The sequence below is a fragment of the Erythrobacter sp. genome (genome assembly GCF_038133525.1).
Lineage (GTDB): Bacteria > Pseudomonadota > Alphaproteobacteria > Sphingomonadales > Sphingomonadaceae > Qipengyuania.
Window position 1 is genome coordinate 42,838 of the sequence record NZ_JAYPTL010000008.1, and the last position, 15,446, is coordinate 58,283.

15 protein-coding genes are annotated in these 15,446 nt (G+C 63.6%); 13 read left to right on the top strand and 2 right to left on the bottom strand.

The genetic code is table 11. The features are described 5' to 3' along the window. From AAFM29_RS03495 to AAFM29_RS03545, 11 genes are all read left to right on the top strand, one after another. On the top strand, positions 1-62 hold a 62-nt coding region (locus AAFM29_RS03495; protein ID WP_341711451.1), incomplete at its 5' end, for a hypothetical protein. Between the two features lie 117 nt (positions 63-179). Continuing rightward, positions 180-1,709: a cysteine synthase A gene (gene cysK, locus AAFM29_RS03500; protein ID WP_341711430.1), complete on the top strand. Its 1,530-nt coding sequence runs from the start codon at positions 180-182 to the stop codon at positions 1,707-1,709. Further along, positions 1,706-3,115: a pyridoxal-dependent decarboxylase gene (locus tag AAFM29_RS03505; RefSeq protein WP_341711431.1), complete on the top strand. Its 1,410-nt coding sequence runs from the start codon at positions 1,706-1,708 to the stop codon at positions 3,113-3,115. Before cysK ends, AAFM29_RS03505 begins: the two co-directional genes overlap by 4 nt. Positions 3,116-3,241: 126 nt before the next feature. Next, positions 3,242-3,367 carry a hypothetical protein gene (locus AAFM29_RS03510; protein ID WP_341711432.1) on the top strand — a complete coding sequence of 42 codons (126 nt, stop codon included), beginning with the start codon at positions 3,242-3,244 and terminating at the stop codon, positions 3,365-3,367. A gap of 176 nt (positions 3,368-3,543) precedes the next feature. Continuing rightward, on the top strand, positions 3,544-4,158 hold the full coding sequence (locus AAFM29_RS03515; protein ID WP_341711433.1) for a porin family protein: 615 nt from the start codon (positions 3,544-3,546) through the stop codon (positions 4,156-4,158). 65 nt (positions 4,159-4,223) lie between these two features. Continuing rightward, positions 4,224-5,153, top strand: a complete 930-nt coding sequence (locus tag AAFM29_RS03520; RefSeq protein ID WP_341711434.1) for an AraC family transcriptional regulator — start codon at positions 4,224-4,226, stop codon at positions 5,151-5,153. A gap of 118 nt (positions 5,154-5,271) precedes the next feature. Beyond that, complete coding sequence (locus AAFM29_RS03525) at positions 5,272-5,814, top strand: carboxymuconolactone decarboxylase family protein (RefSeq protein ID WP_341711435.1); 543 nt, start codon at positions 5,272-5,274, stop codon at positions 5,812-5,814. A 389-nt stretch (positions 5,815-6,203) separates the two neighbouring features. Beyond that, complete coding sequence (locus tag AAFM29_RS03530) at positions 6,204-6,800, top strand: uracil-DNA glycosylase family protein (RefSeq protein ID WP_341711436.1); 597 nt, start codon at positions 6,204-6,206, stop codon at positions 6,798-6,800. A 58-nt stretch (positions 6,801-6,858) separates the two neighbouring features. Continuing rightward, entirely contained in the window at positions 6,859-8,136 is a 1,278-nt protein-coding gene (locus AAFM29_RS03535; protein ID WP_341711437.1) for an amidohydrolase family protein, read from the top strand. A 42-nt stretch (positions 8,137-8,178) separates the two neighbouring features. Then, the gene (locus tag AAFM29_RS03540) at positions 8,179-8,355 is read left to right on the top strand and encodes a hypothetical protein (protein ID WP_341711438.1); all 177 of its coding nucleotides are present in this window, start codon (positions 8,179-8,181) and stop codon (positions 8,353-8,355) included. Positions 8,356-8,372: 17 nt separating this feature from the next. Continuing rightward, a complete protein-coding gene (locus AAFM29_RS03545) occupies positions 8,373-8,861 on the top strand; it encodes a hypothetical protein (protein ID WP_341711439.1) in 489 nt (162 codons plus the stop codon). A 28-nt stretch (positions 8,862-8,889) separates the two neighbouring features. On the opposite strand, the gene AAFM29_RS03550 is transcribed toward AAFM29_RS03545, so the two are convergent. After that, complete coding sequence (locus AAFM29_RS03550; protein ID WP_341711440.1) at positions 8,890-10,020, bottom strand: putative sulfate exporter family transporter; 1,131 nt, start codon at positions 10,018-10,020, stop codon at positions 8,890-8,892. 141 nt (positions 10,021-10,161) lie between these two features. Here AAFM29_RS03550 and AAFM29_RS03555 point away from each other — a divergent pair, with 141 nt between their 5' ends. Next, entirely contained in the window at positions 10,162-11,349 is a 1,188-nt protein-coding gene (locus AAFM29_RS03555; RefSeq protein ID WP_341711452.1) for an MFS transporter, read from the top strand. A gap of 71 nt (positions 11,350-11,420) precedes the next feature. On the opposite strand, the gene AAFM29_RS03560 is transcribed toward AAFM29_RS03555, so the two are convergent. Then, positions 11,421-13,760 carry a TonB-dependent receptor gene (locus AAFM29_RS03560; RefSeq protein ID WP_341711441.1) on the bottom strand — a complete coding sequence of 780 codons (2,340 nt, stop codon included), beginning with the start codon at positions 13,758-13,760 and terminating at the stop codon, positions 11,421-11,423. Between the two features lie 235 nt (positions 13,761-13,995). Between AAFM29_RS03560 and AAFM29_RS03565 the strand changes: the two genes are divergently transcribed. Then, the coding region (locus AAFM29_RS03565; RefSeq protein ID WP_341711453.1) for an alpha-glucosidase at positions 13,996-15,446 on the top strand (1,451 nt) is incomplete at its 3' end.

A 15,446-nucleotide genomic window follows, 5' to 3' on the forward strand; every position in this document is an offset into this window, starting at 1 on the left:
CCACCCACCCGGCGGTTATCCGCACGGTGCGCGGGCTCGGCTATATCTACGATCCCGAATAGGCGCGGGTACTACCGCTCGCGAAACAATTGAAACATTAAACGCCGCGCCGCGATATCCGGCTGAAACGCGCGGGGGCCAGTGTCCGGGCATCGAAACACAGCCCCAGGACCCGTGCCATGACCGCCCATCTTCCTCTCCCCAACACCCCCCGCCCGATGATGGGTGGCCGGCACGGGTCCGTCCTCGAACTCATCGGCAATACGCCCGTCGTGCTGGCCGAAAAGCTTTCGCCCCCGGGCCGCGAGGTCTGGGTCAAGCTGGAGAGCGCCAACCCGTTGGGGTCGGTCAAGGACCGGCTGGCGCTGGGCCTGATCGAGGCCGCCGAGCGTGACGGTTCGCTCAAGCCCGGCCAGACCGTGGTCGAAGCGACCAGCGGCAATACCGGCATCGGCCTGGCGCTGGTCTGCGCCCGCAAGGGCTATCCGCTGGTCATCGTGATGGCCGAAAGCTTCAGCGTCGAACGCCGCAAGATCCTGCGCTTCCTCGGCGCAAAGGTCGTGCTGACGCCCGCCTCGCTCAAGGGCACGGGCATGGTCGACAAGGCACGCGAACTGGCCAGGGAGCACGGCTGGTTCCTGCCGCGCCAGTTCGAGAACGAGAACAATGCGCTGACCCATGAACTGACCACCGGCATGGAAATCGTCGCCGATTTCGCCGATGCGCCGCTCGATGCCTTCGTCAGCGGCCTGGGCACCGGCGGCACCATCGCCGGCGTCGGCCGCGCGCTCAAGAAGCATAGCCCGCAGACCCGCGTGATCGCCTGCGAACCGGCCAATTCGGCGGTGCTCAGTTCGGGGATCGCGCAGGCCTATGCCGCGGACAATTCGCCCGTGGGCAGCCACCCGGTCTTCCGCCCGCACCCGATGCAGGGCTGGGCGCCCGACTTCATTCCGCACGTCACGCAGCAGGCCATCGACCAGGGAGTGATCGACGAGATCCGCCTGGTCAGCGGTGATGAGGCGATGGAATGGTCGCGCAAGCTGGCCTGCGAGGAAGGCATTTTCTGCGGCATCACCTCTGGCGCTACCTTCGCCACCGCGCGCAAGCTCGCCAGCGAATTGCCGCCCGGCTCGCGGGTGCTGGCGATGGTCGCCGATACCGGCGAACGCTACATGTCGACCCCGCTCTTTGCCGATATTCTCGAGGATATGGACGAAGGCGAGATGGCAATTTCGCGCTCGACGCCCGGTGCCCGCTTCGACGCGCCGGCCCCGGCGCCCGCAGCCCCGGCTGCGCCTGCCCCCGAACCGAGCGCCGAGGCGTTGGACCACGTGAAGGCGCTGATCGAAGGCGAGGGTGCCCCGCTGGTGTTCTTCTCGCTCGAATGGTGCGAATTCTGCTGGTCGGGCCGCAAGCTGCTCGATGCGATGGGCGTGGCCTATCGCGAGATAGCGCTCGACGGCCCCGAATATGCCGATGCCGCATGGGCCGCGGACGTGCGCCGCGCGCTGGGCAAGATCAGCGGTGCGCCCACCGTGCCGCAGGTCTTCATCGCCGGGAAACACATAGGCGGCGCGACCGAACTGTTCGACGCGCATAATGCCGGCGACCTCGCCGGGTTGCTTGACGCGGCCGGGGTGGCGCATGGCCCGTCGGGCATCGACAACGCCTATTCGCTCCTCCCCAAGTGGCTCCAGGCCCGGTGAGCGTGGACCCCGACTGTTTCGCCGCGAACGAGGCGCTCGAGTTGGCTGCACAGCTGGCGCTGGAATATCGCAGCGGGGCTGCCGCGCTCGATCCGGGCGCTGCGCCCCGCGCGGAAGCCTCGGGCTTCGATATCCCGCTGTCACGCCGCGGTCGCGAGGCGCGCAAGGTCATCGCGGCGCTCGATGCCGCGGCCAGGCCGGGACTGACCGGCTCGACCAAGCCGGGCTTCATGGGCTGGGTGATCGGCGGCTCGCATCCCGCGGGGATCGCTGCGGACTGGCTCGCCGCGACCTGGGGCCAGAACGCCTGCCTTTACGACAGTTCACCCGCCGCGGCGCAGGCTGAGGCGGCGAGCGCAGCCTGGCTGCTCGACGTGCTCGACCTGCCGCGCGAAGCCTCGGTCGGCTTCACCACCGGGGCGACCATGGCGGCCTTCACCGCGCTCGCCGCGGCGCGGCTGGCGGTGCTCGAGCGGGCGGGCCACGATTTCGAGGCCAAGGGCCTGTTCGGCTGCCCCGAAGTGGCGATCTACATCTCGGACGATGGCCATGTGACCAATTATTCGGTGCTGCGCTATCTCGGCTTCGGCGACGAACAGATCCGCCGCATCCCCTCGCTGGCGGACGGGACCTTCGATTGCACAGCGCTCGAACAGGCGATGCGCAGCGATAGGGTCGAGGCGCGGATCGTCATCGCGCAGGCGGGGCAGATCATGTCCGGCGGGTTCGACGACTTCACCCGCGTTTCATCGCTCTGCCGCGAACTCGGCGCCTGGCTCCATGTCGACGGCGCTTTCGGGCTGTGGGTACGCGCCAGCCGCCGGCTGCGCTGCCTGGCGCATGGTATCGAGCTGGCCGACAGCTGGTCGGTCGATGGTCACAAATGGCTGCAGATTCCCTATGATTGCGGCTTCGCGATCGTGCGCGACGAGCGCTGCCACCGGCGCGCCATGGCGATGCAGGCGGGCTATCTTCCCAACATGCGCGATACGCGCAACAATTCGGACTTTGCCCCCGAACTCTCCCGCCGCGCCCGCGGCTTCGCCGTCTGGGCGGTGATGCAAAGTCTGGGGCGGCTGGGGATCGAGCGGATGGTCGAGGAACATTGCAATGCGACCCACCTGCTCGCCCAGTCGTTGCGCCACTTGCCGGGCGTCGAAGTGGTGAACACGGTCTGTCTGAACCAGCTTGCGGTTGCGTTTATCCATGAGGATGCCGACCTGTCCGAACTGGTCGCGACCCATCTGAATGGTACCGGTCAATACTTCGTTCGCACTGCGGATTGGCGTGGACGCAAGCTGCTGCGCTTCTCGATCACCTGCGGGGCTACCACCGATACTTTCGTCCGCTCTCTGGTCGATGATGTTGAACGGATCTGGCTGGATCTCGCACGCCGCGCCGCATGATGCGGTCTTACGGTTGCAAGCAACAATTGAAACCTTTTACCCCTGAGCGTGAAATACGCCCGATACCGAGCTCTCCTATCCATCTCTTGTCGCCGCAGTGGCGACAAACTTGGAAAGGAAATCGAGATGTTTGAACTGACTCAGGAAACCGCCCGCGAGAAAGCCGCTATCGCTATCGCATCGCTCGCCAGCACTTTTGGCACTGTCGCTTTTACGCTGGCTCTCTTCGCAGCCCAGGGACCGATGGTCTAAGCCATCGGTCCTTTACCTACTTGCTGCGCTCTTCGCGTTGATGTGGGTAGACTTTGCATATCGTCTCGCGTGAATTGCACGGTGTCTTAATCTTGACGGATAGGTTTGCATTCCGTCTTACAATCCCAACAAAGTGGCCGCGCCCAGATGGAGCGCGAACCAAAAAGGGATTGAATATGACTACTAGACTTGGCGCTCTCTTTATCGCGTCGATAGCCTTTGCATCCTTCGCCACACCCGCGATGGCAGAGGAATTTGAGGGCCCGTTCATCGGTGCAGCGGCAGGCTACAGCCGCGACGAGATCGGCCCTGAGTTGGGCGACAATACCCAACTGCCGAACCAGCTTTCGCAGGACGCAGCCTATTTCCAGCTCTTTGCTGGCTACGACTACGCAGTTGCTCCGCGCGTTCGCTTGGGTGTCGAAGCCGCCTTCGGCATCGGTGCCGACGATGAACTCGAGCTCGGCGACAGTGTCGCATCGGTAGAGCTCGATCCCGAGTACACCTTCGAATTTACCGGTCGTGCTGGCTACCTCGTGAGCGACAAGGCTCTGGTCTATGTGCGCGGCGGTTATCAGAACAGCCGCGTGGAAGCGACGCTGAGCGCCAGCGGGCAGCCGACCTTGAGCGACAAGGACAATGCTGACGGCTGGCTCGTCGGCGGTGGCTTGGAATATGCGTTCGGCTCGAACCTGCGCAGCCGCATCGAGTATCGTTATTCGGATCTTGGAAACGATGGAGCTAGCTGGGATCGCCACCAGGTTCTGGCCGGCGTTCTCTGGAACTTCTAACAGATGGGCGGCGTCGGAGCCAAGGTCTGGCGCCGCTCACCCAATGGGTTGAATGGAGTGGTTCGATGGATTTGCTGAGCGACATTCTCGATTCATTATCGCTGCAGGGACAGTTCTATTTCCGCACCTGCTTCAGCAACCCCTTCTCGATCAACGTGCCCGATTATGCATCGGTCATCCGCTTTCACTATGCAGTCCAGGGGGACTGCTATGTCCGTGCTGGCGACGAGCCGCCGATCTTCTTGCGCCAGGGAGATCTGGTGCTGGTACCGGGCGGCGCGGCGCACATTCTTTCCGACACGCCCGATCGCCAGCCCAAACCGCTTGACCAGGTCAAGGCGGACAATGACTACGATGACGGTCCGGTATTCGTCGTCGGCGAGGGTTGCGAGAACGCCGCGACACACCTGATGTGCGGCCATTTCGACTTCGCCGCCGGCAGTAATCATCCGCTTCTACGGTCACTGCCCAAACTGCTTCACGTCAGCGCCACCATGCGCAGCTCGGCCTTCTGGCTGGACGAAGCCTTGCGGCTAATGGCCCGCCAGATGGCAGAGGACAATCCCGGTTCGATGGCGGTGGTGCGCCGGATGTCAGAGATCATCTTCATCGAAACCGTCCGCTCATCGGCATCGCAATCGCCACAGCTGGCTGGGCTGATGGAGGCTTTGGGCGATCCCAAGATCTCGCGCGCGCTGCAGGCGATGCATCACAATGTTGCTGCCAACTGGACAGTCGAGGCGCTCGCTGGCGAGGCAGCGATGTCGCGCAGTCGCTTTGCGGCGCGCTTCCAGGAACTCGTCGGATGCGGCCCGCTGACCTACCTTGCAGAATGGCGCCTGCAAAAGGCCTGCGCGCTGCTGCGCCACGGCCAGGTCTCTATCCAGGAGGTTGCGGGACGAATCGGCTACCAGTCGCCTGCGGCGTTCACGCGTGCCTTCGCCAACATGTTCGGTGAATCGCCGACCAGCTTCCGCACGAGACTTGCAGCTTAGCTTTGCAGAGCGTCTACTTCAGTTAGCAGGAAATCCCAATAACACCCCGATCCCTTGCTCAATTGTCCCGCCATGCGCATCTCCGCGGCGTCCAAACGCAAATCACGGAGTACAGATAATGCAACGGATCGACGCACTTCCCCTCGACACTCAGGACGCGGCTGTTGCCGGTCTCTTCACCGCCATCAAGGGCAAGATGGGTGGCGTGCCCAACATTATGCGCACCATGGCCCAGTCGCCTGCCGCGCTTGAAGGCTACCTCGGCTTCAGCGGCGCCCTCGGCAATGGCCGCTTCACCGACGCCCAGCGCGAACTCGCCGCTCTTGCCGCTGCCAGTGCCAACAGCTGCGACTACTGCGCCTCGGCTCACAGCGCGCTCGGCAAGATGGCTGGCCTCGACGCCGCCGACATGCAGACCGTCATCAGCGGCGGCCAGCTCGCTTCGGCCGACGGCAAGATCGTTGAAACCGCTCGCAAGATCGTCAACCAGCGCGGCGTGCTGAGCGACGCCGACGTTGCTGACTTCTATTCGGCTGGCTTCGACGCCGGCCACCTGGTGGAACTCGTCGCTGTTACCGCGCTGAACATCTTCACCAACTACTTCAACCACATCGCGGCGACCGAGATCGATTTCCCGGTCGTTACGACAAAGGCTGCCTAACCGGCAGGGGCATGCCTGACACCACCCTTTAGGTGGTGTCTCGTGTGCCTTCCAGTCGGACCGGGCGGGCAGGGTCGCCCATGTCCGGTCCGATTGGTCCAGTATCTACAGCCTGGCAGTTGCGTTCTCATAACGCCCCTGCCGATGGCGGCGATCGTATCTGAGCCTCCCAACCCCCACAGCGGATGCGGTCGTCGCCATCACTTTTTCTGGGCAATCCGTTCCTGATGCCCGATTCTAGTAACCGCAGTGGGTCCAACGTCGAAGCTGTGGTCGGATTTCCTGAAATGCGGCACGCAGACCGCCGGTGATCTAGCAGCTTGCCACGGTGCTCTCGTATCGATGTGCAAGACCCGTAATCGAGTTGGCACAAGCAGGGGGACTGGCAGATGACAGACGAAGCGGGCACGAGCGATGAAGCGCTGCTGGGTGCCATCCGCTCCTGCAGCACCTGCGATACCCTGCCGTTGGGTCCGCGCCCGATCCTGCAATGGGATCGGCGGGCTCCCATCCTGATTGCCGGCCAAGCGCCAGGGAGTCGCACCCATCACAAGGGAATTCCCTTCGATGACCCGTCTGGCGATCGGCTGCGCCAGTGGTTGGGGATCGATCGCGATGCGTTCTACGACAGTTCGCTTTTCGCCGTTGTCCCGATGGCCTTCTGTTTCCCCGGGTCGGGCGAGCGGGGTGACCTGCCGCCGCCGCCGCAATGTGCCGCGCAATGGCGCAGCAGGTTGCTCGACCGCATGGATGGCGTACAGCTCACGGTCGTCCTTGGCCGCTATGCCGCCAGTTGGCATGGCTTCGACAAGAAAGAGACGCTGGCCAGTCTCACGGGCCAGTGGCGCGAAACGCTCCCGGCATCCATCGTCCTGCCTCACCCCAGTCCGCGCAACCGCATGTGGTTTGCGCGCAATCCCTGGTTCGAAGCCGAAGTGATCCCGGCGCTGCAGCAGCGCGTTCATTCGCTCATCCACAGGGCGTAGTTCGCCTGTAACCCGCGCACAGCATCGAGCGAAATATCTCCAGGATTTGGGGGACCCAGTGACTTCGAGAATTTCCGGATTATTCGCCTGTGCCGCCATGGCGCTGGCTCTGCCCAGTCAGGCGAATGCCGTCCCGGGCGATGAGGCCGTGCCCGCAAGCTGCGGAACGCCCAGCCATGGCTTGTTGGTCAAGGGGGTCACCGCTGTCGACTTTCGCGGCGAACGGCCGGACGTTCGATCAGGCGTCTCGGTATTGGTACGCGACGGACGGGTAGTCCGTATCGCCAGTGATCTGGATGTGCCTGAGGACGATGTGACCATTGTCGATGGAGCGGGCCTCACCATGATCCCCGGCCTCTACGACATGCACACCCATGTCTGGGACCAGACCGAGCTTGCCGCGCAGTTGATGCATGGTGTGACCACGGCGCGCAATCTTTCGGGCATGCCGTTCCACCTGCGCCTCGGCCAGCAGGTCGAAAGCGGCGAGGTCTGCGGATCGCGGCTGGTCACGGCAGGACCGATCCTCAACAGCGCCGGCCCTGATGCCCAGATCTATCACCAGCTTGTGGCCACTGCCGAAGAGGCACGCGAAGCCGTGCGCCAGCAGCACGAGCTCGGCTATCGCCGGATTAAGGTCTATTCGAACCTCGCGCCCGAGGCTTTCGTTGCAGCGAGTGAGGAAGCCGAGCATCTAGGTATGGCGATCACTGGCCATACCCCCGAAGGCCAGCGAAGCTTCGATGCGGATGGCCGTGTGTCGTTCGAGCTCGACTTCGAGACAGTCGCAGCGGTCCAATTCGAAACCATCGAGCATGTGGAATCGCTGGCTTGGCATGGATTGCACGGTGACATCGATCCGATTGGCGCCCGACGCATCGCCCGGCTTCTTGCCGCCGCAGGGCAAACGGTCACACCCACATTGATCGCCCATCAGAACCTGGTGGAGGTTGCACAGTCAGGCGGCGCCTTTGCCTATCGTGCGGGTATCGGCACCATGTCGCCGCTGGCGCGCCTGGTCGCGGGCAAGTCGATCGCCCGCTGGTCGCAGGAGGACCCACGGCGTGAACGCGATCGGGCCGAATTTTATCGCGCCTTCACCCGCATTCTCGATGAAGAAGGGGTTCCGCTCGTTGCGGGAAGCGATGCGGGCATCTTCGTCAATGTGCCTGGACTGTCGTTGATCGAGGAAGTCGAGTTGCTGGCTGGCGCCTTGCAGTCGCCGTTCAAGGCTATCAAGGCGGCGACCGCGACGCCAGCGAGCGTGTTGGGACTTGCCGGTCAGTCGGGCTGCGTGGCGGCAGGCTGCGCCGCCGATCTCGTGCTCTACCGCTGAAACCCGCTGCAGGCTCCGCGTTGCTTGCGCCAGCCGGAAGCAGTGATTTTCCGCGGACACCTGATCGATGCAGAGGGGTTGCGCGGACAGACCGGCCTGGCGCTGCTTGCCAATGCGCATGACAATCAGCGGACCTTTGCGAACGTACTCGAAGGCTTCGCCGCCCAGGGCAACCCTGTCACTCCCGAGCAATTGGGCGCCGCGATCGGCAGCAATTGAGAGTGCACCCGGTGCGAATGATACCCCAACCAGACTCCGAGAAAATCGGCTTTCACCGACTGGAAGACGTGCCGCGTGCGGTGCTGCTCGACCATATGCGCAATCCGCGGATCGCCAGGCATCTGCCTCTGCTTACGGGGGTCTGGGACCTTTCGACCGTCGATGGGTTCGTTGCCGCCAAGGCGAAGTCTTGGGACGATGACGGGCTGGGTCATTGGGCGATCAAATATGATGGCGCCTATGCCGGGTGGGGCGGCTTCCAGAAGGAGGGTGCCGATTGGGATTTCGGCCTCGTCCTGCATCCCGACTATTTCTCCAAAGGTCGGGAGATTGCCGCGGCATCGCTCGACTGGCTGGCACGCGAGACTTCGGTGAAGGAAGTGACTTTCCTGCTCCCGCTCAGTCGTTCACCGCGCGCGCTAATCCGGCTTGGTGCGCAACCGACGGGCATCGTCGACTATGGCGGGGCTGAGTTCACCAGATGGGCATGGCAGGTCGGCGGGTAGCTCTTGATCGCTTGCCCCTCGGGCGAGTCTATCCGACAAACACGAAATAGGTGAGGGTGACCGCCACCAGGAAGCTGGCGAGGGTCGCTGACAATACCGGCATGAATGCGCGCCAGCCGAGCTGGACGATCAGGTCGGTGCGTGACCGCAATGCGGTTGCCGTCACGGCCAGAACCAGCAGGGCCTTGGCGGTCATGGATGCGCTGCCCGCCAGGGGCTGCGGGACGGCAATCAGGCTGTTGATCACCAGCAATGCGACGAAGCCCGCAATGAACCAGGGTGGCGCGAGGCGGCGGATGAGCGATTGTTCCTCTACCTGCGGGCGCTGGCCGATCCAAAGTGAAACGACCAGGACGGCCGGAGCAAGCAGGGCCACCCGGGCGAGCTTGACGATGGTCGCTTCGACCCCCGCGGCGTCCGAATAGGAATAGCCGCCGCCAATCGCCTGCGCGACGTCGTGGACCGACGCTCCGATCAGGAAGCCGGCTGCCCGATCATCGAAACCCAGCTGTGCGGCCAGCACGGGATAGGCTGTCATCGCCAGGGCGCTGGCCATCGCGATGCCCACCAGTGTCAGGGCGAATTGCGCCTGCGTCAGCCGATCGCGACCAATCACACCGTAGAGCGCGAGCGCGGCGCTGGCGCCGCAGATCGAGGTCGCACCGCCAGCGAGGATCCCGGCATAGCGCGATTGCCCCGAAAGCCTGGCGCCCGCCATGCCGCCCGCGAAGGCGGCGGCCATGATGCCAAGCAGGGCAAGGAAGGGTACAAGACCGATCGCGACGATCTGCGCCGCAGTCACCTGGAAGCCGATCAACACAATCCCGATGCGCAGCCCCAGTCGGGCGACCAGGTCGAGACCGGTATGCGTCCGGGCGTCGAGTGCTGCGAAATTGAGGGCGAGGCCCATGAGGAGGGCCATCAGGATCGCCGGGGGGCCATAATGTTCGCTCAGCCAGGTCGCCGCGATCGCGATCGTCCCGCACAGCCCCAATCCGGGGATGTAACGGCCCAGGGCAATGCGTGGCCGGCGGCGTTCGGGCGTCTCTTCGACAAGGCCCAGCTCGCCGAACAAATCGCCCGAGAAGAATTCCGGATCGATCACGGTGCGATCATCGACACCATGCCTTGCCGCACCTTCCTGCATCGTCTCCGCCAAGTTACTTGCCTTATGTCCTACGGTGTCATAGTTTCGTAATCGCAAAGAGGCGTCACTACAAGGGCGCAAACGAGGGAGAGCGCAGTGAATCTTGAAACGGGTACGGCAGGCGCGCCGGATGTCGGGCGCAGGCTTCGCGTCATGCTGGTGGGCCTGATCTTCTTCGCCACCGCGCTGAACTACGTCGACCGCCAGGTGCTGGCCCTGTTGAAGCCGACTCTCGAACTGGAATTCGGATGGAGCGACCAGGACTTCGCCCATCTGGGATCGTCCTTCCAGCTCGCCGCCGCTGCCGCGCTGATCGGGGTTGGCTGGTTCGTCGACCGCTTCGGTGTGCGCTTCGCCTACGGCCTGGCGGTAGCGATCTGGAGCCTTGCCGGCATGGCGCACGCGCTTGCCGCCAGCGTCCAGCAATTCGTCGCCGCACGGGTCGTGCTGGCGGTTGCGGAATCGGTCAATACGCCAGCTGCCATGAAGGCGGCGGCCATTTATATGCCGATCAAGGAACGATCGATCGCCATCGGGACGATCAATACCGCGCCCAATATCGGCGCTATCCTGACGCCCCTGCTGATCCCGCCATTTGCGGTGGCCTTTGGATGGCAGGCGGCCTTCATCGTTACCGGCGCGCTCGGCTTCCTGTGGCTGGCCTTCTGGATTCCTGCCATGCGCAAGCTTGAACCCGTGACCAAGGCGCCGGAACGTGCGCCGGTAGCCTGGGGCGCCTTGCTGAGCGACCGGCGGACATGGGCCGTGGCGGGGGCCAAGGCGCTAACCGACTGCGTCTGGTGGTTCGTGCTTTTCTGGATGCCCGACTTCTTCAGCCGCGTATTCGGCATGGGTCAGGCTGAACTCGGCTGGCCGGTGGCGATCATCTTCTCGCTCGCGGCGCTAGGGGCGATTTCCTCAGGTGCGCTCTACCCGATCCTGCTTTCGCGTGGATTGACCATCAACCGAGCGCGCAAGCTGTCGATGTTCGTCTTCGCCCTGTGCGTCCTCGCCATGCCCATCGCACTCGTGACCCAGAACCCCTGGCTCGCTGCGGTGTTCATCGGCCTTGGCCTGTTCGCCCATCAGGGCTTCTCCACCAACATCTTCGGCATGGCGACCGATATCGTCCCCACGGTCCGGGTGGCCAGCGTGATCGCCGTCGGGGCCATCGCCGGGAATATCTCGGGCACCGCAATGATCGAGTTCGCCGGCTGGTCATTGACCAACGGGCACGGTTATTCGCCGATGTTCGTGGTATGCGGCAGTGCTTACCTCCTCGCCCTGGGCCTCATCCACCTGATCATCCCCCGTCTGGAACTGGCCGGGGACGAAGGCTGATACGCCCAAAGAAAAACCCCCGGCTCGCGCCGGGGGCTTCCTGTTATACCCTAGGGGATGGGTGACAGATCTCAGTCGACCCGGGCCCGCAGGCTGATGCCGAAGTAACGATCGGCGTCACGCGGGATCTGCAAACGCTGGCCCGAACCGACGTTCAGCAAGGCGTAGCTTTCATCGGTGATGTTGCGGACGTGGAAGGTCAGGCGATACTTGTCGTCTTCATCCGAGAAGCCGAGCGACGCGTTCCAGATGCCGTATGGGGCAATCCGGCCCTGCTCCCCAAGGTCGGAGAACTGTTCGCTGACATGGCGGAAGTCGGTGTCGAGATAGGCCCTGAACCCGCCGAGATCGGTCTCGTAGCTTGCGCCGACCGTATAGACGAACTTCGGTGCCAGCGGCAGCTGGGTACCGTTGCGTGCGTCGGGTGCGCCGGTTGACGGGTTCGGGTTGAACTCGACGACATGAGCATCGGCATAGGCAGCGCTTGCCCGCAGGGTCAGGCCGTCGGTCGGCACTGCGGTGAGGTCCGCCTCGAAGCCCGTGCTGCGAACCTTGCCCGCATTGGTGAGGTTGGTCACGGTCGCACCGTTGAGCACCACGAAGTTGTTCGCCTGGAACCCGTCATAGGTGACGGTGAAGCCAGCCAGGTTCAGCTGAACCTTATTGTCGGCGAACTGCGACTTGAGGCCGATTTCGAAGGCGTCCGAAGTTTCCTCGTCAATCGGGATCGCGTTGTTGGGTGCGGTGTGATTGAAGAAGACGTTGAACGCCGGGCCCTTATAGCCGCGAGTGTAGCTGCCGTAGAGCAGGATGTCATTCGACGGGGTGAACTGCAGCACCGCCTTGCCTGACAGGTTGCCGTTGCTGCTGTCGCCGGTTGAGGTGTTGGTGCCGTTACCGCCCGACGCGATCGTGCCGCCCGCCGGATTGCCCGACACGCCCGGGCCAACCGCCGGAGAACCGTCGGTCGCATTGACGCCCGGTGCGCGGGTGTGGGTGAAGTCGAGGTCGTCCCACGTGTAACGCAGGCCGCCGGTCAGCGCGAACAGGTCGTTGAAACGATAGGTCGCCTGGCCGAACAGCGCATAGTTGCGCGAATTCACGTCACTGAACGAGGTTGCGGTCGGGAAAATCGTGTTGACCGTATCGTTCAAGTTGCAGGGCTGGCCGCCCGTCAACGGATCCACCGGCAAGGTCGAGGTTGAACAGGTCACGTCCTCGCGAGTGAAGGTCTGCTGGTTGTCCGAACGCCAGTAGAAGGCACCGACCTGGTAGAAGAACGGCTTCGACTGATCGGAAGCAAGCCGGGCTTCGACCGAAAACTGCTCGGTCTTGACCAGGCCGTTGTCGTGCAATTCGCCCGTTCCCACGATTGCGCGCGGCAGGAAGTCGCCTTCGCGAATCTCGCGGTTGCGCCAGTTGCGATAGCCGGTGATGACGCTCAGCGTGTGGCTTTCACCCACGTCGAATTCGCCCGAGCCGGTAAGGCTCCACTGGCGGTCCTTGGTCTCGGTAACCAGGTTGTGGTTGACGTAGCGCTGGTCGAGGCCCTGGGCGACACCGCCGGGCAGGCCCAGTTCGGCATCGATCACGGCGCCACGGCTGACGGTCGTGATGTCGGCGCAGCAATCATCATTGGCGCGGAAATAGTCCGCGATGAAGCGCAGGCGGGCGGGGCCGTTATCGTAATCGATCAGGCCGCGTGCACCATAATGCTCGTAACCGTTGACGTCCTTGCCATTGAAGACATTGGTGATGTTGCCGTCATAGCTGCCGTAGAAGCCGGTCACGCGGGCGCTGAGGTTGTCCGCCAGGGGACCCGAAACCGATCCGCGCAGGCGATATTCCTGGCCTTCATACCACTCGGCACGGCCTTCGGCCTGGAAGGTATCGGTGCCGCCCTTCGAAACGATGCTGACCAGGCCGGCGCTGGCGTTCTTGCCGAACAGCGTGCCCTGCGGCCCGCGCAACACCTCGAGGCGTTCTGCATCGACCAGATCGATGAAAGCCTGGCCCGAACGGCTCAGCACGATGCCGTCGACCACGGTCGAAACGCTGGGCTCGGCCGCGACCGAGAAGGTGATGGTGCCCACGCCGCGCATCACGATGGCGCTGTTGGCGCTGGTCGTGCCCTTGCGGAAGGTGACCGAGGGGACGATCTGGGTCAGACCCTCAAGGCTGGTGGTGCCCGCTTGCTCAAGCCGTTCCGACGTCAGCGCGGTAATCGCGATCGGCACGTCCTGGACGTTTTCTGCGACCTTGTTTGCGGTCACGATGATGACATTGACGCCGCCGGCATCTTCTTCGGTGTCCGCGGCATCCTGCGCCTGGACGGCGCCAGCGGATGCGAGGCCGATGATGCTGGACGACAGGCACAGCGCACGCAGCGTGCGCTTACGCAACTGACTCATGATCTCTCTCCCTTGTTCCCGAAACACCGCCGACCACCACTCTTGGTGCCGTACACGCGCCTCTTCGGATGCAGGAAATGTCACCCTGTCCAGTTTATGTCAAGCGTTGTCATAAGCCTCTTGATCGGAGGCGAGGTCTGGGGCAGAACACGGTCTCAGGAGAGGGTATTTGAGCGCAAAGCTGCAGTTTTCTGGCTCCAGGGATGGGTTTGAGGTACGATTCGGTGACCGAGTCGTGCTCAGGCACTCTGCTGAATGTCCTGCGGTAGTCATTGCGCGTGGGCGCCCGCGAGTAGAGATGGTGCGCGGCAACTTCCTGATCGAGGACGAGCCATTCGACCGCTGCGAACCAGGCGAATTCCGCGAGATACCCGACGGCGTCGAGCTGCTTCAGGATGGTAGCGCGATCGTACGGATCGCGCTGGAGGGAACAGCGGCATCGATAACCTGCCTGACGCCGCAGTATGACCGCATCTGGCTGCGCTTGCCTGCGACACCGGGAGGTGCGGTGTGGGGCGGCGGCGAACAGATGAGCTATCTCGACCTGACCGGCCGTCGTTACCCGATGTGGACCAGCGAACCGGGCGTCGGCCGTGACAAGTCCACCGAACTGACACGGCTGATGGATGCCGACGGAATGGCAGGGGGGGATTATTGGACGACCAATTACCCGCAACCGACCTTTCTGACGTCCGATTGGTTGGCCGTGCATTGTGCCGAAAGCTGTTATTCGGTGCTCGACTTCACCGACCCCGCACAGCACGTGGTGGAAGTGTGGCGAGATTCGGCGCGATTTGAGTTCTTCGCTGCCGATGGGCCCAAGGCGCTTGTCGGGAGATTGTCGGAACGGTTCGGGCGACAGCCTGAGTTGCCCGATTGGGCTATTTCCGGCGCGATCGTCGGCCTCAAATCGGGCGACAGCAGCTTCGACCGGCTCGAAGCGTTCGTCGAGGCCGGCGCCGCGATCTCCGGGCTGTGGTGCGAAGATTGGGCCGGCATCCGCCAGACCAGTTTCGGCCGGCGCCTGTTCTGGGACTGGCACTTGGGTTCGCGCAGTGCCGAACGCTTCCCCAGGCTCGAGGGTCGCATCGCCGACTTGGCCGCGCGTGGCATCCGCTTTCTTGCCTATGTGAATCCCTATCTCGCGGTCGATGGCGAACTTTTTGCGGAAGCGGAGGCAGGCGGGCATTTCTGCCTGACGCTCGATGGCGATCGGCCGCACCTGGTCGATTTCGGCGAATTCGACTGCGGCGTGCTCGACTTCACCCGGGAGGAAACCCGCGCCTGGTTCGCCGAACGGATCATCGGGTGCGAGATGCTCGATCGCGGGATCGCCGGCTGGATGGCCGATTTCGGCGAATACCTGCCGACCGACCTCAGGCTCGCCGACGGTTCCGACCCGATGGAGGCTCACAACCGCTACCCGGTCCTATGGGCCGAAGTGAATGCGCGCGCTCTCACGAGTCGTGGGAAGACCGGCGAAGCGACCTTTTTCATGCGGGCCGGTTTTTCGGGGGTGCAGGCGCATTGTCCGCTGTTGTGGGCGGGCGACCAATGCGTCGATTTCACGCGGCATGATGGGATCGGTACGGTCGTGACGGCCGCCTTGTCCGCTGGACTGCTGGGCAACGCCTACAGTCATTCCGATTGCGGCGGGTACACTTCGCTGCACGGCAATGTCCGGAC

What these genes read in the sequence shown, in the direction of transcription:
- AAFM29_RS03515 (WP_341711433.1), top strand. Translation starts at nt 3,544, where the DNA reads ATGACTACTAGACTTGGCGCTCTCTTTATCGCGTCGATAGCCTTTGCA.
- AAFM29_RS03560 (WP_341711441.1), bottom strand. Translation starts at nt 13,760, where the DNA reads ATGAGTCAGTTGCGTAAGCGCACGCTGCGTGCGCTGTGCCTGTCGTCC.
- AAFM29_RS03530 (WP_341711436.1), top strand. Translation starts at nt 6,204, where the DNA reads ATGACAGACGAAGCGGGCACGAGCGATGAAGCGCTGCTGGGTGCCATC.
- cysK (WP_341711430.1), top strand. Translation starts at nt 180, where the DNA reads ATGACCGCCCATCTTCCTCTCCCCAACACCCCCCGCCCGATGATGGGT.
- AAFM29_RS03510 (WP_341711432.1), top strand. Translation starts at nt 3,242, where the DNA reads ATGTTTGAACTGACTCAGGAAACCGCCCGCGAGAAAGCCGCTATCGCT.
- AAFM29_RS03545 (WP_341711439.1), top strand. Translation starts at nt 8,373, where the DNA reads ATGATACCCCAACCAGACTCCGAGAAAATCGGCTTTCACCGACTGGAA.
- AAFM29_RS03555 (WP_341711452.1), top strand. Translation starts at nt 10,162, where the DNA reads ATGCTGGTGGGCCTGATCTTCTTCGCCACCGCGCTGAACTACGTCGAC.
- AAFM29_RS03520 (WP_341711434.1), top strand. Translation starts at nt 4,224, where the DNA reads ATGGATTTGCTGAGCGACATTCTCGATTCATTATCGCTGCAGGGACAG.
- AAFM29_RS03525 (WP_341711435.1), top strand. Translation starts at nt 5,272, where the DNA reads ATGCAACGGATCGACGCACTTCCCCTCGACACTCAGGACGCGGCTGTT.